The following is a 17,923-nucleotide window of genomic DNA, read 5'->3' on the forward strand; positions in this document are numbered from 1 at the left end:
TCCGACTGGACTTCACCACCGCAGAGGACATCATGACCAGGAAGAACCTGGTCGGGACGGCGCTTGCCGTCCTGACCACCGGACTCGTGCTCGCCGGGTGCGGCGACAACCCCGACTCCGGTTCCGGCGGCCACGACATGGGCAGCATGACCGGAACCACCAGTCCCACAAGTTCCGCCAGCGCTGCCGCCGCGCCGTCGGGTGAGCACAACGACGCCGACATCACGTTCGCCCAGGGCATGATCCCCCATCACCAGGGCGCGATCGAGATGGCCAAGCTCGCCAAGGGCCGGACCTCCAACGCCAAGGTGCTCGACCTCGCGTCACGGATCGACAAGGCGCAGGATCCCGAGATCAAGACCATGACCGAGTGGCTGAACAGCTGGGGTGCCCAGGTGCACACCACGGGCATGCCGGGCATGGACCACGGCTCGGACATGGCCGGCATGAGCGACGCCGAGATGGACATGCTGAAGCAGGCCAAGGACGCCGACTTCGACAAGATGTTCCTGGACATGATGATCAGGCACCACCAGGGCGCGATCGACATGTCGAAGGTGGAACTCGAGCAGGGCAAGAACACCGACGCCAAGAAGCTCGCCCAGCAGATCATCGACTCGCAGCAGACCGAGATCACTGAGATGCAGGGGATGCTCGCGGCCGGCTGACCGTCGGCGGAGTTCCAGGCACCCGCATCACGCGGAACGACGCCGGAACGAGAACACGAGAGACGTCGGGCGAGCAGACGGGAGACACACGTCCGCTCGCCCGACGCAGCCGCCGAGGAGGGGGAGAGCCTCGACGGCCAGGGTCGCGCGCGGGCAACGCCGACCCATCTCCTACTATATGCCTTAGTAGAACTGCGACTTCTGACGCCATCCTCGACCGCGTAACATGTCGTGGTCGAAGGGGGCGTGATGCACGGGCTCGGCGAGTTGGAAGCAGCGGTGATGGACGTGCTGTGGCGCGCGCCGGGGCCACTCAAGGTGCGCGACGTCCTCGACCGGCTCGACACCGGCAGGCAACTCGCGTACACCACAGTCCTGACCGTGCTGGACAACGTGCACCGCAAGGGTTGGGTCCAGCGTGAGCTGGTGGGCAAGGCCTACCACTACGAAGCGACGACGAGCCGCGCCGAAGCCGCGGCCAAAGCGGTGCGCGAGCTGATGAACGCCTCTGGCGACCCGGACGGCGTGCTGCTGCACTTCGCGCGCTCGGCGTCGGAGCACGAGACAGAACTGTTGCGCAAAGCCCTGCCGAAGAGGTCGCGCAAGACATGACCGTGGCCGCCGCACTGCTGGTGACGGCAGGCCTGATGGGCGTACTGGCACCCCGTCAGCTGTTGCGCCTGGTCACTCGCGGCGCCGATCCGCTCGTCCCGCTGCTGGCGTGGCTGGCGTCCGCGGTGAGCGTCGTCACCACCTCCGCGCTGGCCGTGACCCTGCTCCTCCTTCCGGACCACGGCACGGACGCGCTGGCACTCGCGCACGAGTGCTGGTCATCGCTCGAACACGGGATGGCTCCGCGGGTCGAGGCCACCGGTGGCGTCGTCGGCCTGGTGCTACTGACCGGACTCCTGATCCGGCTCGCGGTCTTGAGCGTCAAGGGCGCACGGCACCGGGCACGCAGGCGTCGGGACCACCTCGCCGTGCTCCGGGTCGCGGCCCGCAGCGAACCCGGTTCGCCCTCGACGCTCTGGCTCGACCACGACGAACCGCTGGCGTTCAGCCTGGCCGGCACACCGGGCGTCGTCGTCGCCACCGAAGGCCTCAACCGGCGACTGACGGGCAAGCAGGTCGACGCCGTGCTCGCCCATGAACGTGCCCATCTCGACGGCAGGCACCACCTCCTCGTCGCCACGGGTGACGCGTTGTCGACCGTGCTGCCGTTCCTCCCCCTGTTCCGGCGCGCCCCTGGTGTCGTGCGGGAGTTGGTAGAGGTAGCCGCGGACGCCGCCGCGGTACGAGCCTGCGGCGTCGAGGCGGTCCGGGCCGCCCTGCTGAAGGTGTCGGGCCACGGCGCGCCGGGCTCGGCGCTCGCGATGGGCCGGGATTCGGTCGAGGTCAGGCTGGCGCTCCTGGCTCACCCACGTCGCCGCCCGGACTCGGCGCGCAGCCTGCTGGCGTACGGGGCAGCCTGCGCGACCGCCTTGACGATTCCGGTCGTCACCGCGTTCGGCGGACTGCTGGCCGTGATCTTGGTTGCCTGTCACTGAACCCGAATCCGGACGACGACGACCTGGAGCCGACTTCGCCAGTCTTACTATCAGTGATAGTAGACGAACACCGCATGCGTCCGTAGCCTGTCCGAGACCCAGGGGTCACCCAATCGGATTACCTCACGAAGGAGGCTGCGCGTCCGTGTCGTCCACATCCGCTCAGCGCACGATCCGGGCCGCGTTGGCGGCCACAGCCGCCGCGGTGGTCTCGGTCGGTGTCGTCGCGCCGCAAGCGGCAGCCGATCCGGCGGTACCTGCCAACGCCTCCGAGGCACTGAAGAAGTACACCGAACTGGCCGGCCAGGCCGAGAAGCTCAACGAGGAGCACCTGCGCGCCCAGGACGACCTCAAGGCCAAGCAGTCCGAGTTGGACAAGGCCAACAGCGACCTCACCGGCGCACGCCAGGCCGAGGAGAACCTGCGCGGCCAGGTCGACCTGCTCACCGAGGCGAGCTTCGAGGGCGCCCGGTTCAACCAGCTCTCCGCGCTGCTGGTCAGCGACTCGCAACAGGACTACCTGAACCGGATGTCCGCGCTCGGCATCCTGGCGGCCGACAACGCGGAGACGCTCGCGAGCCTGTCCAAAGCGGTCACCGACGCCGATGACGCCCAACGGCGGGCCACCGACGCCGCCGGCGCCGCCACCAAGATCGTGGACGACATCGCCCAACGGAAATCCGACCTGGACAAGCAGGTCGCCGACGCGCGCGCCCAGTACAAGCAACTCAGTTCCGCCGACAAGGCCATCCTCTCCAACCCCGGCGACACCTCGCGCATCGCGGTGCCCGCGGGCACCGCCGGCAAAGCACTGGAGTACGCCCTCGCGCAGCGAGGCGACCCCTACGTCTTCGGCGCGAACGGCCCGGACGCCTGGGACTGCTCAAGCCTCATGCAGCAGTCCTACCGCACCGCCGGCGTCTCGATCCCCCGCACCAGCTACGGCCAGGCGGGCGTCGGCCGTCAGGTGTCCCGCGGCGAGGTCAAGGCAGGCGATCTGATCATCTACTACGCCGACCAGCACCACGTCGCCATGGCCGTCGACGGAGTACGCGCGGTACACGCGTCCACCGAGGGCGTACCTGTGAAGATCGCCGACATCGACTCGATCGGGCCGATCAACGTCATCCGACGCATCGAGGGCTGAGTCGGAGACGCCTGTCCGAGCGAAAGTGGCGCCGTCGAGCTGCCCGGCAGTCGACAAGGTGTGGGTCCGAAGCACCTAGGCATTCGGACCCACACCAGAGTGTCGGTCGATCAAGCGATCCTTGCAGGCGCCTTTTCCACAGTGGTCCGGGCCTCAGCGGTCTGGTCGGTCGGCGCGGTGGCACGGAAACCACGCAGGCGCAGGCTGTTGCTGACCACGAACACGCTGGAGAACGCCATGGCGGCACCCGCGATCATCGGGTTCAGCAGTCCGGCGGCGGCCAGTGGCAGGGCCGCCACGTTGTAGGCGAAGGCCCAGAACAGGTTGCCCTTGATGGTGCTCAGAGTGCGGCGGGCCAGCCTGATCGCGTCCACGGCGGCCATCAAGTCTCCGCGCACCAGGGTGAGGTCGCTCGCCTCGATGGCGGCGTCGGTGCCGGTGCCCATCGCGAGGCCCAGGTCGGCCTTGGCCAACGCCGCGGCGTCGTTCACCCCGTCGCCCACCATGGCCACGACCTTGCCCTCGCCCTGGAGTCGGGCGATGACGTCGACCTTGTCCTTGGGCAGGACTTCGGCGATGACCTCGTCGATGCCGACCTCCGCGGCGACCGCACGGGCGGCGGCCTCGTTGTCGCCGGTCAGCAGGACCGGGGTCAAGCCCAGCTCACGCAGGCGCCGGACGGCTTCGGCCGAGGTCGGCTTGACCGTGTCGGCTACCGCGAGGACCGCCTTGGCCTCCCCGTCCCACGAGACGAGGACGGCGGTGTGGCCGCGCTGCTCGGCTGTCCGCTTGGCCTCGGCGAGGTCGTGGTCGTCGTCGAGGTGGACGGACCACTCGGCCAGCAGGCGTTCACGGCCGACGACGACCGCATGCCCGTCGACAACACCCTGCACGCCCACGCCTTCGTGGTTCTGGAAACCTTCGACCTCGGGCAGCTCCCCCACCCGTTCGGCCGCGCCGGTGGCGATCGCCTTGGCGATGGGGTGCTCGGAGGCGTGCTCCAGCGCGCCCGCCAGGCGCAGCACCTCGTCCTCGGAAACGCCCGCGGCCGGGTGGACGGCGACCAGGCTCATCCGGCCGGTGGTGACGGTGCCGGTCTTGTCCAGCACGACGGTGTCGACCCGCCGGGTGGACTCCAGCACCTCCGGTCCCTTGATCAGGATGCCGAGCTGGGCGCCACGTCCGGTGCCGACGAGCAGCGCGGTCGGCGTGGCCAACCCGAGGGCGCACGGGCAGGCGATGATCAGCACGGCCACCGCGGCGGTGAACGCGGCGGAGACGCCGCCGCCCGCGCCGAGCCAGAAGGCGAGCGTGCCCACGGCGAGGGCGATGACGATGGGGACGAAGACACCGGAGATGCGGTCCGCCAGGCGCTGGGCCTCGGCCTTGCCGTTCTGGGCGTCCTCGACCAGCTTGGCCATCTGCGCCAGTTGGGTGTCGGTGCCCACGCGGGTTGCCTTGACGACCAGGCGTCCACCCGCGTTGACGGTCGCACCGACCACGGCGTCACCGGGCCCGACCTCGACCGGCACGGACTCGCCGGTCAGCATGCTCGCGTCGACCGCAGAGCTGCCTTCGTCGACCACGCCGTCGGTGGCGATCTTCTCGCCGGGCCGCACCACGAACCGGTCACCGACTTCCAGCTCGGCGATCGGCACGCGCACCTCGCGGCCGTCGCGCAGCACGGCGACATCCTTGGCTCCCAGTTCCAGCAGCGCCCGCAACGCCGCGCCCGCACGGCGCTTGGAGCGGGCCTCGAAGTAGCGGCCGGCCAAGATGAAAACCGTGACACCGGCGGCGACTTCCAGGTAGATCGACCCGGCGCCGTCGGTGCGCTGGACGGTGAGCTCGAACGGGTGGGTCATGCCCGGCGTCCCCGCCGTGCCGAACAGCAGCGCGTACAGCGACCAGCCGAACGCCGCGATCGTGCCCATCGAGATCAACGTGTCCATGGTCGCCGCACCGTGGCGCAGGTTCGCCCACGCCGCCCGGTGGAACGGCCACGCGCCCCAGACCAGCACTGGGGCCGCCAGTGTCAGCGAGATCCACTGCCAGTAGGTGAACTGCAAGGCCGGGACCATGGCCAGCACGATCACCGGCACCGCCAGCACGGCCGACCCGATCAGCCGCTGCCGCAGGGTCCTGGTCGGGTCGTCCTCGATGGGCTCGGCGTCTTCCGGGTCGGCGGAGGGCAACGTGGCTCCGTACCCGGCGGCCTCGACCTGTTGGACCAAGGTCTGGGGGTCGACGTCGTCGGAGAACGTGACACGTGCCTTCTCGGTGGCGTAGTTGACCGTGGCGGTCACGCCGTCGAGCTTGTTGAGCTTGCGTTCGATCCGGTTGGCGCACGAGGCGCAGGTCATCCCGGTGATCGAGAGTTCGAGCCGCGTGTCAGCCATGACCGTGTTCCTCCTCTTCGCCGTGCCCGTCCTCGGCCGGGGCCGAAGGCGCGGTCGACGTCGGCGCGGGCTGGTGCTCCGCGGTGCCCTCGGTGGTCACCGTGAACTCGGCGGTGCGCACCACGCCGCCGTGCTGGAAGTCCAGGAACAGCCGGTATCCGCCCGCGGACGGCACCTCCGCGACGAACGCGATCTCCGGGCCGGAGACCGTCTTCCCATCACCGGGCGTGCCCTCTGGGTGGACGTGCAGGTAGGCGAGGTCGCCCTGCCGAAGGGCCACCAAGTGGCCGTAGGCGCCCAGGTAGGGCTCCAGGTCGGTGACGGGCGCGCCGCCGCGGCTCACGGTCAGCAGCACCGGGGAGGCCTTGCCGGGCTTGAGTTCGCCGTCCAGGCGCACCTCGAAGCCGTCGACCTGGGCCACCCTCGACGGCGTGTACTGCTCCGGCTCGAACTGCCCGGCGGCAGTGACGTCGGCCCCGAGGATGGTCGCCTCGCCACCGGTGGGCTTGAAGTCGGCGAACACCCGGTAGGAGCCCGCGCCCGATACGGGAAGCTGAACGGTCCAGGTGCCGTCGGCGGCCATTTCTGGGTGGACGTGCCGGAAGCCGGCGGTGTCGCGGCGCACCGCGATCAGGTGCATCCGCTTGTCGTGCTCGACGTCGAACGCGGTCACGGCCGCGCCGTCGGGCCCGGTGATCCGGAAGGAGAAGCTGTCGGTGGCCCCGGCGGTCAGTGTCGTGTCGACGGGTCTGAGGGTGTAACCGCCCCGAGACGACGCCAGCCCGGCCGGCTGGTCCTGCTCCGCTCCCGCGACGGCGCCGCTGTGGTCGTCCCCATGCCCGGTGCCCTCCGCGCCGGACGAGTCGTGACCTGTGGCCTCGACGGACAGGGGACCGACAGCGCTCCCGACCGCCCAGGCGCCACCGGCGACCAGGGCGAGCGCTACGCCGTAGGCGGAGAGCTTCGCTGCTGTATTCATTGTGAATACCCTTCAGAAATTGTGGAGGCGGCCGGTGAACCGGCACTACCTGTGACCCGCTGCGTTGCGCCGGTCAGCTCGCGAGCGCGTAGCCCGCTTTCTCGACCGCGGCGTGCACGTCCGCCTCGGCCACCGGCTCGGCGCTGATCACCCTGACCGCACCCGTCGCAAGGACGCCACGCAGTGGCCACAGGTCATGCCGGTGACGGTGTACGTGAACTCGGCCATGGGTTACTCCTCGTCAACGTGTCGGAAATTCAGGAACGCACCAGGCGCGCGATCGCGTCGCTCGCCTCGCGGACCTTGGCCTCCGCACCCTCTCCACCCTGCGTGAGCGCTTCGGCCACTCAGTGCTTCAGGTGCTCGTCGAGCAGGCCGAGCGAGACTGCCTGCAACGCCTTGGTGGCGGCGGCGATCTGCGTGAGCACGTCGATGCAGTACTCGTCGTTCTCGACCATCCGCTGCAAGCCGCGGACCTGACCCTCGACGCGACGCAGCCGCGTCAAGACGGCATCCTTGTCGGCCGTGTAACCGTGCATCCGGCACTCCTCCCGCTCACCGCCAACCATACCCTAGGGGGGTACCGAGTGCCAGATGATGCCTCAGAGTGGCGGTCGTCGCCATCGACATCGACGGCCCGCACAAGGTCAATGGACGCCCGGGCGTTCCTCCAGGCAATACGCGCGGCACCGCCCCTTGCGCGGCAATGGTTTTCACGCAGTGATACCCTACGGGGGTTCCGTTTAACCAGCTTGGGAGCGTCGATGAACAGCACCATCTCGATCACCGTCGAAGGCATGACGTGCAACTCCTGCGTGAACAAGGTGACCAACGCGGTCAGCGCCGTTGACGGCGTTGAGGATGTCGACGTGGACGTCGCCAGCGGCGAGGTGACCGTCTCCGGCAGCCAGGTCGACCCGGAGGTCGTCAAGACGGCCGTGACCGAAGCCGGCTACCGGATCGCCTCCTGAGCCGATCCTGACCAACGGCTCGCGGCGCACATCGTTACGGGCGCCGCGAGCCGCCCGACCCTGGGGACCCACAATGGAACAGCAGCAGCCCGAAGTAGTGGTCAAGGTCGTGAACTCCGGCCCTTACCAGGTAAAAGGACCGGTGAAACTGGTCGACCACGACGGTCAGGAGTACGAGGTTCCGCAGCGCCGCAGCGTTCTGCTGTGCAGGTGCGGCCAGTCGCAGAACAAGCCGTTTTGCGACGGCGCGCACGCGAGGACGGGTTTCTCAGCTGAAGCGCGCGCCGAACGGCCCGCCACCTGACCCGCGTGGCAGGCACTCCGTGTCGACGAGCCGTCGATCGGCGGACCGGCACAGCACAGAGCAGGTGTTGACCGGCCGCCTTGCCCCGGTGAGGAGCTGTGCGAGGCCCGGCTCGCACAGTCCACCGGCTCGACCGTTCACCGGTCCGCGAGCGCGCTGTGCGCGTGGCCCACGCGTCCTGCAACGAAAGGCTCACCCACCTCGTTCCGCTCACTGTCTAGGTGGGCCACAGCCCACCTCCGATGCGACGTGAGTATCCCGTCCATCACGCTAGCGGGCTGAACTTCCGGATATTCCAGAGGTCTACGTGATTTTGTCCTTTGTGGATTCTGGTCAATTCTCGCATCGCGCCTGTGTGTCAGCGGAGAAGCACGGTCTCAGTTTCACCTACAACCGGTTGCGGCGATGACGGTGTGCCGGACGGCGGCCGACGGGTGATCTTTCAGGTCGTTCAGCAACGCGTGGGCTGTCCGTAGGTGCCACGTCAGCGAGTAGGAGCGCGACGGTTCGCGCAACGAGGGTTCGGTGGGGAAGGATTCCGCCGCCGGTGAGGGCGGTCCAGATGGCCAGCACCGCCGCGGCCAGGGTGGCCGAATGCCCTCAGCTTCACCGTTGGTCGGTGGTTGGGTCGGTCCGCTCTAGATAGGCCCGCCCCGATTCGCCGAGCCGGTAGGCCCATGTACTGGCGTCTTCGATGTAGCCGAGCCCTCTGGGGCCTAGGCGGCGTGCGGAGGTACGGCCGATCGTCGTTCTCGGCACTGGCTCGTTCTCGGGCTCGGCGATGGTGTGCAGTGCCTGGTGGAGCCAGCCCGGCAGGCGGTCGAGATCGGCTTCCTGCGGCTGGTTTCCTCGTGCTTCGGCCCGTCCCTGGGGTGTCAGGCGGACCTGGGTCTGTGTCGTGCTGCCGACGGTGGACTCGACGGTGATGTGCCGGAGGTCGATCATCCGCCGTCGGACGAGCGCGGCGAGGGTCGATCCGGTTCCCGGGTCCTTGATTCCCTGTCGGTCGAGGAGTTGTTGTGCGGGGGTCGGGTCGGCTGCGGGGTGGTCTGTGGCGTAGGGAATCCATCGCCATTGTTCGGCGGGGTCGCGGTGGAGTCGTTGGTGCCAGCGGCGCCGCTGGCGGCGTTCCTCTTCTTGGTCGAGTTGGTAGAACACGGTGAGGTAGGCGCGTTGGCGGGTGTTGAGGGGAACTCGGCGTCCGCTGCCGGTGGGGCGGGCACGAGAAGGCCGATCCGCAGGGTTCTGCGATGCCGGGTTCTCGTGCCCGCCTGTGCGCATGTGGTCAGCCTTCCGGGTCCAGGAGGAGCTCACGTTCGTGCGGGGGCAGGAGGTACTCGCTGACCTTGTGGGCCAGGTGCAGGACTCCGGGAAGCACCAGTGGGTCGGGGAAGTGGCTGGCGGTGTGACGCTGTTGGTGGGCGTAGGCGGCCCACGCGGCGGGGTCGTCTCCTTCCTGTTGAAGGGGTCCTCGGCGGGCACGTTCCGCTGTGCCATTCGCATGTCCATTTCTCACTGGTCCCGGCTGAGGGGCCGCGACGCGACCCCGGGGGAGTCGTCGGCACGGTCGGCGCGGCCTGCCAACCGGAGGTACCGGCCGCTGCCGTCCGCCAGCTGCCGGAAGCCGTCGACCTGGTCTTCCTCGGTCCGCCGGTACAGCTTCATGGCCTGGTCGACCGCGGCGTGGGCTTCCTCCAGCACCAGGCGGTACGGCGTCAGCACGCCCACCAGCGACAGGCTGCCGTCAGCGGCACCCGCCCGGTGCTCGAACTTGACGGCCATCGCCTGCCCGACCGGGTTGCGGCCGAGTGGCGCGCGACGGGCGAGCTGCCGCGTCCCCCGCAACCAGGCGTCCACCCGGTCCATCTGGTCGCGCAACATCGACAGGATCTTGTCGCCCGCCTCCGGGTCGAGGGACAACCTGCCCGCCACCACGTTGTCGCGAATCGCGGCAACCGCGGCGATCCTCCGTTCGAAGGTCGCCGCCTCGCCGATGCTGACCATCACCTGGACTCCCCGTGTCGCCTTGCCCTGATAAGCAAAGCGTGCCGTTTCCGGGCGGTGGAGTCGCTGGGGTCATCCCTCGACGTCGGGGTGCTGTCCCGCCTTCGCGGGTAGGGATATCCCTATGGCACGGTGGAGCGGGCGGTCAGGGGCCGGCGGTCTCGTCCCTGCGGAACTGCTCGGGGTACTTCGACTTGCCTGACACGGCGAACACCCTGGTCCCAGACCGCTGTCCGGGATCAGGGTGTCCAGGTGGTATTCGCGTTCTGCGCGTGGACGGTCAGCGTCCGCCGGGATCCTGCTCGACGTGCGCGCGCAGGGCGCTCGCGACCAGCCGCAGGGAGGCCTGGCCATCCGGGTTCAGCAGGATGTCCGTGCCCTCCGGCAGGACCTGGACCAGGTCGTCGGCCGTGACCTGTCCCCAGTGCTCGGTGCCGACCCGCTTCCGGTGCACGGCGGCCGTGGCCACCGCGACACAGGGCACGCCGTCGGGAGCGGCCCCGATCATGAGCTGCCCGTCATCGGACACAGCGACCTCCAGCACCGCGTTCCGGATCGTCGGGATCAGCGCGTCCACGTCCGCCTCACCCCGGGCGACCAGTCGCAGCACCGCGTCGACGGGATCGGTCGGCGAGGCGTCGCCCGCCGGCACGAAGTCGGGGTTGGGCTGGAACAGCCCGAGGTTGCCCTCCTCGTCCAAGGGCCAGCCGCCCACCATCGCCTCGGCGGGCGGCTGCTCGTCCGGGAAGCGCGGGCGCCATTCCGGATCGACCAGCACGGCCCAGTCGCCAGGCTCCGCAGGGGACGACGTGTGATCCATCACTGCCAACACCTCTCCATCGCGAAACCGGAGCCGAATAGCTCCAGTCCAGTTCGCTAGACCACCCGGAATTCGCCCGAGATCTTGGCCCCCTTGGCCTCTCCCTGCTCCACGCCGACCCATGATTGCAGGTCGTCATGAATCGCGTGAACTTTCCCGGTCGCCGCGTAAGCAGTACCCGTGTGTCCCGCTTCGCGCACGACTCGCGCTGAGTCACGAGCCAAACTACCGGAGGGGTTTCCGGCTTCGCACGACACGTAGACCAGCGGTCGCGTCGGGTCTGCCGCGGACGCCCGCCCGAAGTGCTCGTTGACCTTGACCAGTTGACCGTGGGTTCGACCGTCGATGTAAACGTTCTTGTACTTGGGCGGGCGACCGGGCCGCGCCGTGTTGACATTGATCGCGAACCCTTCCGCGCTCCCGTGTCCGTACAGGTAGAACGGTAACCTGTTCGGGTTCCCGGGGTTGTGCCATGGTGCGGACCGGGCCGGTGCGTGGCGGTAGTGGCCCTTGTTGTAGTCAGGGATGTAGCGACGGTCGCTGTTCCGTACCCTTGACGCCCAATTCTTTCTGAACTCTGCATCACCGGGCTTGGAAGGGAAGGAGATACCGACGGTTTGGCCGCCCCAGCTTGCCAGTCGCATTTGCTGCACCTGGTCCGGCGTGAACTTGATCTTATTGCCGTTCGGGGTGATGCCGGACAGTCGCGTGCCACCCGAGCCGGCGCTGGCTTGGGGTTTCGACATCGCGCTGCCCATCACGCGCTCGACCGCGCGACTGGCCTCGGTGATCCGCCCGGAGTTGGCCATCGCATCGTCCGCGATCCGCGAGATCGGCTGCCGCCGGACACCGCCGCTCCCCGGCTGGGGTGCCGGTATCCGCTGGGAGCTGGGGACCGGCCGGCTCGACCGGAATGTCGGCGCCGACGACCGGCGGTGTCTGTTTGAGCCGGTCGGATTGGTCGGGTTGTGCCGAATGGGCGGTGGCAAGGGGTCTCCTGTGAGGAATCAGGCCCAGCGGGCGACGATGGCGGCGACGTCGGCGAGCACGTGGTTCAGCGCGGCCGGTCGGGAGTTCGGTTCGATCGCCAATGCCGGCCAATAGCTGGACTCGCCGTTTCGCCTGCCTTGACAGGCAAAGCGTGTCGTTCCCGGGCAGTGGAGTCGCTGGGGTCATCCCTCGACGTCGAGGTGCTGTCCCGCGTTCGTGGGTAGGGATATCCCTACGGCGCGGCGGAGCGGGGGTGACGCGCGGGCGGTCAGGGGCCCGAGGTCTCCACCATGAACCTGTGCCGCTCGGAAAGTCATCGTCGCTGGTAGAGCAGAGGTATCAGCGTGTTGAGAGCATGTCCGGGTGATCGTGTCCCTGCTGTACCAGGCGACCCGGAAGCTGCTGTCCATCCCGTCGGCGCTGCTGCGCAGCGAGGCCGCGAAGGACGCCGAGCTGCTTGTGCTGCGGCACGAGAACGCGGTCCTTCGTCGGCAACTGGCGGGTCCGGTCCGTTACAAGCCTGCGGATCGATTCTGGTTCGCCGCCCTGTCCGGACTGGTGGACCGTCGCCGTTGGCCAGAGGTCTTTCCCGTTACGCCGGGCACCCTGCTCGCCTGGCACCACAGGTTCGTGGCCCGCAAGTGGGACCACACCGCGCGGCGACGCACCGGACGTCCACCAACTCGAGCGGCGATCAAGTCGCTCGTGCTGCGGCTCGCCAGAGAGAACCCGCGGTGGGGTCACCGGCGGATTCAAGGCGAACTGGCCCGGCTCGGCCACCGGATCGCCCACTCGACGGTCTGGCAGATCCTGCACGACGCGGGCATCGACCCGGTGCCACGCCGCTGCGGCCCGAGCTGGCGCGAGTTCCTCACCGCCCAGGCCAAGGACATCACCACGGCGGACTTCCTCCACCTCGACACCGTGCTCGGCAAACGTCTGTACGCACTGGCGTTCCTCGAACACGGCACCCGGCGCCTGCACATCACCAGCGTCACCGCCCACCCCACACAGGCATGGACCACGCAGCAGACCAGAAACCTCGCCGCCGACCTCGGACACCGGACGCCGTCCCCGCGCTTCCTGCTCCGCGACCGCGACCGCGACGGCAAGTACGGCGAAGCGTTCGACACCGTCTTCCAAGCCGACGATCTACACGTGCTCCGAAGCGCGCCGCAGGCACCTCGGATGAACGCCCACTGCGAACGGGTCATCGGCACCATCCGACGCGAGGCACTCGACCACATCCTGATCACCGGTGAGAGCCACGCACGGCATGTCCTCAAGACCTACGAAGACCGCAGGGCAGCTCCAACCACGTTGACCCGCTGCCCCCCTGCACGACGACGTCCTCGACATGCGGGGCGACGCCACGAAGCCGGTCCAAGCGAGCCCCGACGGACGACTGCTGCACTCCGCTGCCCAGCAGGCCCGAAGATCACCGATCTACTCCCGGATCCGCCTCGCGGAGTACCGCGCTCAAATAGCCTGTCGAGAATCGCGGTGGTTATCTCGACTTCGATTTCCGAGTCTTGCCGTTGACCCGGTATTCGTGTCGTGGACAGGTGTCTTTGACCAGCTCGCGGGCGACCTCGGAGATCGTCCGACCGGAATCGATCACACGATGCGCGGCCTCGACCTTGTACTCGGCCGTGTACGACCGGCGCTTGCGAGGAGGCATGAGGACATCCTTCCAACAGGACCGTTGGTCCTGCCAACTCGGTGTCCACTACTCGGGGTGAACCTCACACCCCCGTGTGCGCGATGGCGCGGGGTCAGCCCCGTGCCCGTGTGATCGGCCAGCACCCGCGCGACCATCGCGCGCAACTCACCGTTGGGCAGCTGGGTCGGGGGGCGTCCCGGGTCGGGGACGGGCTGGTGGAATGGACCGCTGCGGGGTGTGGGCTGCGGGGATACCGCGCGAGGTCGACCAGGACGGGCCGGTCGTTCGCGTCTCCCCGTGGCCGCGGCCCGGCTGGCGAGGGCGGTGATGACGCGGTCGGCATGAGTCGAATGATGAACAATGGCGGGCAGCAGTCAGGCGCGATCGCTGGAATCATCCGTCTCTCGTTGAGAGGAAGGGTTCATGGGTGACGGTGAATCGGGACTGTTGGTGGGTTTGGTGAGCGCCGAGGCGGCGGCGGTATTCGATCAGCTCTCGCGCGGTCCCGGCCTACCTGTCGGCGGTGACCGAGGCATGTTCGACCTGAACGATCGGGCGTGCGGCGAGCTCTTTGATGCCGGGGTGCTGACTTTCTTCGGTAGCGGAGAGCAGAGGTTGGTTCGCGCGGTGCACCCGTCCATCGCGGTTCGCCGACTGCTGGACCGTCAGCACCACAGACTCGTCGAGCTCCAGCTCCAATTGGCCGGTGCATGGGAGAGATTCGCCGGCATGGTGTCCCCGACCACAGGCCTGCTCGGAGACACGATCGACGACGGCCAGATCGAGATCATCCGGGATTACCCTGAGATGACCCGGCTGGCCGCTGGGCTGTACAGGTCGCCGAAGCGTTTACTGCGAGCGACGTTGAACGGCCACTTCGTTTCGGGCTCGACCACGGAGGGAGTGCTGCTGCCGCCGCGTGACGCGGTGGACTCCGGGGTCGAGTTCCGGATGATCTACGACGTGAAGCACGTGTCGGACCAGTGGGGCTCGCACAGCGTCGGGCAGTCCGTGCGGGCAGGCGAACAGGCCAAGGTCCGGAAGACGGTACCGGTGAAGATGATGCACGTGGACGACAGCGTCGCCCTGGTGACCATTGACGCCGCCGGATCGCTCGGCGCACTGCATGTTCGCTCCCCGTCGCTCCTGGCCGTGCTGGCCCAGTGGTTCGACATGCTGTGGGACGACCCGGGCAGCACGGTGATCGGTGGCCAGGACCTGGTCAGCCTCACCGCGACCCAGCAGAAGGTGCTCCGCCTGATGGCTTCCGGATTCACCGACACGGCCATCGCGCACCAGACCAACACCGCGGTGAGGACCGTACGACGACATGTGACTGCGATCTTGGACATCTTGGGAGCCGAGAGCCGGTTCACGGCCGGCGTGGCGGCGGCGAAACGCGGCTGGTTGTAGGTGTCCGCCTCGGGACGATGACCAGAACACCCCCTAGCTGGTGGGCCGATCTTGCGTGAGGATTCGCGGCGTTGGCGCAGAAGACCTGACTTGCTCGCGGAATTCGTAGGGGGAACGAATGTTGAGACGATTACTGGTGACGCTCGGCGCGGCCGCCGTGGTGTTGACCACGGTGGCCCCAGTTGCCGCCGCAGCGGGGCCCAAGGTGATGGTGGTCGGTGACTCCATCAGCCAGGGACACGAGGGCGACTACACGTGGCGCTACCGGCTCGCCGAGCACTTCGGCCGCACGGGTGCCGGGGTCGACTTCGTGGGGCCGTGGAGCGGCACGGACGTGTTGCCCGCGGCGTACCCGGCCGGGTGGCCGGAGGTGTCGAACCCGCCGTCGCGCACCGGTGCGTACCGGCCGGGCATCGGCTTCGACAACCAGCACCTCGCGCAGTGGGGTTGGCAGATGCACCAGGCGAAGGACGTGATCGAGGCCCACGTCCGCATCCATTCTCCGGACTACCTGCTGGTGGAACTCGGGTTCAACGACCTCGGGTGGGGGGTCAACGGGCCGGCGGGCGTGCTCAACGACCTGAAGTGGTTCATCGCCAACGCCCGCACGGCGAAGCCCGCCATCCGGGTCGTCGTCGCCAACGTCGTGCACCGCACGCCGCTAGGGGTGTCGCCGACGCTGCCGCAGATCATCTCGTCGTACAACTCCCTGCTGGCCGGGGAGATCGCGAACATCTCCACGGCGGCGTCGCCGGTGGTGCTCGCCGACATCGACACCCCGTACGACGAGAACCGCGACACCTACGACGGGCTGCACCCGAACGTGCGCGGGGAGCACGTGATCGCCAAGGCGTTCAGCGACGTCCTGTCCACGCGCTTCTCCCTCGGCGGCGGCTACGGGGCGATCCCGACGTCGCTGCCCGCGAACCTGACACCCGGCCCGCCCGCGACGATCAGCGCGACCCCGGTGGGCGACAAGGTGAAGGTGAGCTGGTCCCACGTGTTCGGTGCGGGGGCCTACCAGTTCTTCCAGCGCGACGCGACGACCGGCCAGGCGTTCGCGCCGGCGATGTTGCCGATCGGCGCCGACAGCTGGATCTCCGACCTGCTGCCCGCCGGTCACCGGATGGAGTTCTACGTCAGGACGATGCGCGGCGAGAGCCACATCAGCGCCGCGTCGCCGGTGGCGGGAACGACGGTCGCGCCGTTGCCGGAGCTGAGGAACCTGGTGCTCACCACCGACCCGGCGCGGCCGTACTCGGTCACCCTGAAGTGGGATCCGGTGCCCGGCGCCGACGACTACCACGTCTACGCCGCCTCCGGGTGCGGTGACCTGCCCGCTCCTCTGGGCGACTACAAACTCCAGCAGTGGGGGTTGGGCACGAGGACCACGTGGACGCAGGAGTACGTCTTCGGCGGCTGCGCCAACTACATCGTCGTCGGCTCGCGCTACGGCGGTGAGAGCAAGTGGCCCTGGGCGGGTGCCCGCGCCTGGCCCTACGAGAATAACTACGGGCACCTGCTCGCCCGCAACCGCTACCTCGACACCGCGCCCGACGACGGCGACCGCCGGTCCGAGACCTCGGTGTCCCCGTCGACCGATCGCGGCATCGTGGTGGCGCGCGGCTTCATCAGGAACAAGGACTGGTTCACCGACCTGATCGGCGACCACCGCGGCTTCGACAACAACCCCTACGCATCCAGCAAGATCGGCGTCGCCTGGGACACGAAGACCGGCGAGATCGGCGTGTACGTGCACCAGTCCTGCGTCATCGGCGGGTCCAACCTGCCCAGCCCGTGGGTTGCGGGCTGCCGCGACGCGCACCCGATCCAGTTCGTCGGCAACGCGCTCGCCTACGGCGACACCGACGCCACCCCGGTCAACTACGTGTCGGTGCTCAAACTGTCCGACGGCTCGCTGGTGGTCTCGGTGTCCGCGGTCAACTCGTGGTCGAACTTCGTCGGCCGCATCCACGGCAAGCTCACCCTGCGGCCCTCCGGCGACACCTACGCGGCGACGCTCACGGCGGACAAGTTCCCCGCCTGGGAGATCTACCGCTACCCGCGCACCGCCGTGCTCGGCAGCATCATCCAAGAGTCGTACACGATCGGCACCCGCGACCAGACCTCGATCGACGACCTCAAAGCCGGTTACTCGTTCTGCTCCAGCCCGGCGACAGAGAACAAGAGCGGCGAGGTGAACCCGATGACCTGCTGACCACGCGGACACCCGAATTCGGTGATCACCTCGGCCCGTGTGCCATCGGTGGCGACGGCGAACCTGCCGTCGCCACCGGCGTCGGTGCAGACGGCGGCCCACGGTCTCGGCCGCCTACACCGACGCCGTATTCAGGGCCTTGCCCGAGGCTTCAGGCCCGGACGGGTCGTTGTCGAAGCCACCCCGCCTACGAGCACCAATCCCACCTGCTCACGGCCACCGCCGCGGCACTCCAGCCCGCGTAGCTGACGCACATCGGTGCGTACCCGTGGACCACGGCATAATATTTGTAGTTGCCCTGGTCGATGAGGTTGCGGCTGTGGTCCTCGGAGTCCCTGTACAGCCCCGCCATCGTGTCCGTCGCGACGCCGATGGCTGTCCACTTGATCGTCGCCACGCAGTTGTACCCGCCTGCCTTGTGCAGCAGGTACACCCCAGCGTAGGCCTTGCCGTTCCAGGTCGCCGGCATAGAGTCGATCACCCGGTAACCTGCGCCGCACGCCTCTTCAGGCGTATAAGGGTTAGTGGCCGCGTGAGCCGGACTCACTCCAAGCCCCGCCAGCAATGCCAGCACCCCAACTGCGGTAGCCGCCCTCCGCGTTCTCCGCCGCATGACTCCCCCTCCGATCGCGTCCAAGGCTTCGCCTCGGACTTCGATGAGTCTGCAGGCTCGGGCAGAGCTGTCGCCAGGCCATTCCGGACAAAGTCCGTTTGTGGCCACTCTCCAAGGTGCTCTGACGATCCGCGACACCACACCGTCACACTCACCCCGGTGACGGCACGTCCCGCCACGTCGCCCC

19 protein-coding genes and 2 pseudogenes are annotated in these 17,923 nt (G+C 68.4%); 10 read left to right on the forward strand and 11 right to left on the reverse strand.

Annotation, left to right across the window (positions count from 1 at the left end; genetic code table 11):
• Positions 1-32: 32 nt before the first annotated feature.
• The 4 genes from F4560_RS15565 to F4560_RS15580 all read left to right on the forward strand — a co-directional run bounded on the left by F4560_RS15565 (position 33) and on the right by F4560_RS15580 (position 3,362).
• Positions 33-668 (forward strand): DUF305 domain-containing protein, encoded by a 636-nt coding sequence (locus tag F4560_RS15565; RefSeq protein ID WP_184920738.1) that lies wholly within the window; start codon positions 33-35, stop codon positions 666-668.
• Positions 669-917: 249 nt separating this feature from the next.
• A complete protein-coding gene (locus F4560_RS15570; RefSeq protein ID WP_184920739.1) occupies positions 918-1,280 on the forward strand; it encodes a BlaI/MecI/CopY family transcriptional regulator in 363 nt (120 codons plus the stop codon).
• Positions 1,277-2,215, forward strand: a complete 939-nt coding sequence (locus tag F4560_RS15575; protein ID WP_184920741.1) for a M56 family metallopeptidase — start codon at positions 1,277-1,279, stop codon at positions 2,213-2,215. The genes F4560_RS15570 and F4560_RS15575 overlap by 4 nt, the downstream gene beginning before the upstream one ends.
• Positions 2,216-2,360: 145 nt before the next feature.
• Positions 2,361-3,362 (forward strand): C40 family peptidase, encoded by a 1,002-nt coding sequence (locus F4560_RS15580; RefSeq protein ID WP_184920743.1) that lies wholly within the window; start codon positions 2,361-2,363, stop codon positions 3,360-3,362.
• A gap of 110 nt (positions 3,363-3,472) precedes the next feature.
• Here F4560_RS15580 and F4560_RS15585 read toward each other — a convergent pair whose 3' ends face one another.
• From F4560_RS15585 to F4560_RS15595, 4 genes and pseudogenes are all read right to left on the reverse strand, one after another.
• Positions 3,473-5,761 (reverse strand): heavy metal translocating P-type ATPase, encoded by a 2,289-nt coding sequence (locus tag F4560_RS15585; RefSeq protein WP_184920745.1) that lies wholly within the window; start codon positions 5,759-5,761, stop codon positions 3,473-3,475.
• Positions 5,754-6,740 carry a DUF8832 domain-containing protein gene (locus F4560_RS15590; RefSeq protein ID WP_184920747.1) on the reverse strand — a complete coding sequence of 329 codons (987 nt, stop codon included), beginning with the start codon at positions 6,738-6,740 and terminating at the stop codon, positions 5,754-5,756. The genes F4560_RS15585 and F4560_RS15590 overlap by 8 nt, the downstream gene beginning before the upstream one ends.
• Before the next feature lie 73 nt (positions 6,741-6,813).
• Positions 6,814-6,968, reverse strand: a pseudogene (locus F4560_RS44575) (heavy-metal-associated domain-containing protein).
• A 29-nt stretch (positions 6,969-6,997) separates the two neighbouring features.
• Positions 6,998-7,279, reverse strand: a pseudogene (locus tag F4560_RS15595) (metal-sensitive transcriptional regulator).
• 225 nt (positions 7,280-7,504) lie between these two features.
• Here F4560_RS15595 and F4560_RS15600 point away from each other — a divergent pair.
• Positions 7,505-7,711: a heavy-metal-associated domain-containing protein gene (locus tag F4560_RS15600; RefSeq protein WP_184920751.1), complete on the forward strand. Its 207-nt coding sequence runs from the start codon at positions 7,505-7,507 to the stop codon at positions 7,709-7,711.
• A 73-nt stretch (positions 7,712-7,784) separates the two neighbouring features.
• Positions 7,785-8,015: a CDGSH iron-sulfur domain-containing protein gene (locus F4560_RS15605; protein ID WP_184920753.1), complete on the forward strand. Its 231-nt coding sequence runs from the start codon at positions 7,785-7,787 to the stop codon at positions 8,013-8,015.
• Positions 8,016-8,621: 606 nt separating this feature from the next.
• Here the strand turns inward: F4560_RS15605 and F4560_RS15610 are convergent.
• From F4560_RS15610 to F4560_RS15630, 5 genes are all read right to left on the reverse strand, one after another.
• A complete protein-coding gene (locus F4560_RS15610; protein WP_184920755.1) occupies positions 8,622-9,296 on the reverse strand; it encodes a hypothetical protein in 675 nt (224 codons plus the stop codon).
• Between the two features lie 4 nt (positions 9,297-9,300).
• Positions 9,301-9,531, reverse strand: coding sequence for an RNaseH domain-containing protein (locus tag F4560_RS46620; protein ID WP_184920757.1), 231 nt, complete (start codon positions 9,529-9,531; stop codon positions 9,301-9,303).
• On the reverse strand, positions 9,528-10,022 hold the full coding sequence (locus F4560_RS15620; protein WP_184920759.1) for a hypothetical protein: 495 nt from the start codon (positions 10,020-10,022) through the stop codon (positions 9,528-9,530). The genes F4560_RS46620 and F4560_RS15620 overlap by 4 nt, the downstream gene beginning before the upstream one ends.
• A gap of 277 nt (positions 10,023-10,299) precedes the next feature.
• Positions 10,300-10,839 carry a type VII secretion system-associated protein gene (locus tag F4560_RS15625; RefSeq protein WP_184920761.1) on the reverse strand — a complete coding sequence of 180 codons (540 nt, stop codon included), beginning with the start codon at positions 10,837-10,839 and terminating at the stop codon, positions 10,300-10,302.
• Positions 10,840-10,895: 56 nt separating this feature from the next.
• Positions 10,896-11,648, reverse strand: coding sequence for a hypothetical protein (locus tag F4560_RS15630; RefSeq protein ID WP_184920763.1), 753 nt, complete (start codon positions 11,646-11,648; stop codon positions 10,896-10,898).
• Here F4560_RS15630 and F4560_RS15635 point away from each other — a divergent pair.
• Positions 11,626-11,943: a hypothetical protein gene (locus F4560_RS15635; protein ID WP_184920765.1), complete on the forward strand. Its 318-nt coding sequence runs from the start codon at positions 11,626-11,628 to the stop codon at positions 11,941-11,943. The two genes, F4560_RS15630 and F4560_RS15635, sit on opposite strands and share 23 nt — an antisense overlap.
• Before the next feature lie 249 nt (positions 11,944-12,192).
• Entirely contained in the window at positions 12,193-13,371 is a 1,179-nt protein-coding gene (locus F4560_RS15640) for a helix-turn-helix domain-containing protein (RefSeq protein ID WP_184920767.1), read from the forward strand.
• Here the strand turns inward: F4560_RS15640 and F4560_RS46625 are convergent.
• Positions 13,337-13,510: a transposase gene (locus F4560_RS46625; RefSeq protein ID WP_184920769.1), complete on the reverse strand. Its 174-nt coding sequence runs from the start codon at positions 13,508-13,510 to the stop codon at positions 13,337-13,339. The two genes, F4560_RS15640 and F4560_RS46625, sit on opposite strands and share 35 nt — an antisense overlap.
• A 405-nt stretch (positions 13,511-13,915) precedes the next feature.
• Here F4560_RS46625 and F4560_RS15650 point away from each other — a divergent pair, with 405 nt between their 5' ends.
• Together F4560_RS15650 and F4560_RS15655 are read left to right on the forward strand one after the other, a co-directional pair.
• Positions 13,916-14,905, forward strand: a complete 990-nt coding sequence (locus F4560_RS15650; protein ID WP_184920771.1) for a helix-turn-helix transcriptional regulator — start codon at positions 13,916-13,918, stop codon at positions 14,903-14,905.
• A gap of 118 nt (positions 14,906-15,023) precedes the next feature.
• Complete coding sequence (locus F4560_RS15655) at positions 15,024-17,123, forward strand: SGNH/GDSL hydrolase family protein (protein ID WP_184920772.1); 2,100 nt, start codon at positions 15,024-15,026, stop codon at positions 17,121-17,123.
• A gap of 187 nt (positions 17,124-17,310) precedes the next feature.
• Here F4560_RS15655 and F4560_RS15660 read toward each other — a convergent pair whose 3' ends face one another.
• Positions 17,311-17,604, reverse strand: coding sequence for a hypothetical protein (locus F4560_RS15660; protein ID WP_184920773.1), 294 nt, complete (start codon positions 17,602-17,604; stop codon positions 17,311-17,313).
• Positions 17,605-17,923: the final 319 nt, after the last annotated feature.

This window comes from Saccharothrix ecbatanensis (assembly GCF_014205015.1).
GTDB lineage: Bacteria > Actinomycetota > Actinomycetes > Mycobacteriales > Pseudonocardiaceae > Actinosynnema > Actinosynnema ecbatanense.

Excerpts from the sequence above, each read along its gene's own strand:
- F4560_RS15565 (WP_184920738.1), top strand. The coding sequence starts at position 33 with ATGACCAGGAAGAACCTGGTCGGGACGGCGCTTGCCGTCCTGACCACC.
- F4560_RS15570 (WP_184920739.1), top strand. The coding sequence starts at position 918 with ATGCACGGGCTCGGCGAGTTGGAAGCAGCGGTGATGGACGTGCTGTGG.
- F4560_RS15575 (WP_184920741.1), top strand. The coding sequence starts at position 1,277 with ATGACCGTGGCCGCCGCACTGCTGGTGACGGCAGGCCTGATGGGCGTA.
- F4560_RS15585 (WP_184920745.1), bottom strand. The coding sequence starts at position 5,761 with ATGGCTGACACGCGGCTCGAACTCTCGATCACCGGGATGACCTGCGCC.
- F4560_RS15590 (WP_184920747.1), bottom strand. The coding sequence starts at position 6,740 with ATGAATACAGCAGCGAAGCTCTCCGCCTACGGCGTAGCGCTCGCCCTG.
- F4560_RS15600 (WP_184920751.1), top strand. The coding sequence starts at position 7,505 with ATGAACAGCACCATCTCGATCACCGTCGAAGGCATGACGTGCAACTCC.
- F4560_RS15605 (WP_184920753.1), top strand. The coding sequence starts at position 7,785 with ATGGAACAGCAGCAGCCCGAAGTAGTGGTCAAGGTCGTGAACTCCGGC.
- F4560_RS15610 (WP_184920755.1), bottom strand. The coding sequence starts at position 9,296 with ATGCGCACAGGCGGGCACGAGAACCCGGCATCGCAGAACCCTGCGGAT.
- F4560_RS15625 (WP_184920761.1), bottom strand. The coding sequence starts at position 10,839 with ATGGATCACACGTCGTCCCCTGCGGAGCCTGGCGACTGGGCCGTGCTG.
- F4560_RS15630 (WP_184920763.1), bottom strand. The coding sequence starts at position 11,648 with ATGGCCAACTCCGGGCGGATCACCGAGGCCAGTCGCGCGGTCGAGCGC.
- F4560_RS46625 (WP_184920769.1), bottom strand. The coding sequence starts at position 13,510 with ATGCCTCCTCGCAAGCGCCGGTCGTACACGGCCGAGTACAAGGTCGAG.
- F4560_RS15650 (WP_184920771.1), top strand. The coding sequence starts at position 13,916 with ATGGGTGACGGTGAATCGGGACTGTTGGTGGGTTTGGTGAGCGCCGAG.
- F4560_RS15655 (WP_184920772.1), top strand. The coding sequence starts at position 15,024 with ATGTTGAGACGATTACTGGTGACGCTCGGCGCGGCCGCCGTGGTGTTG.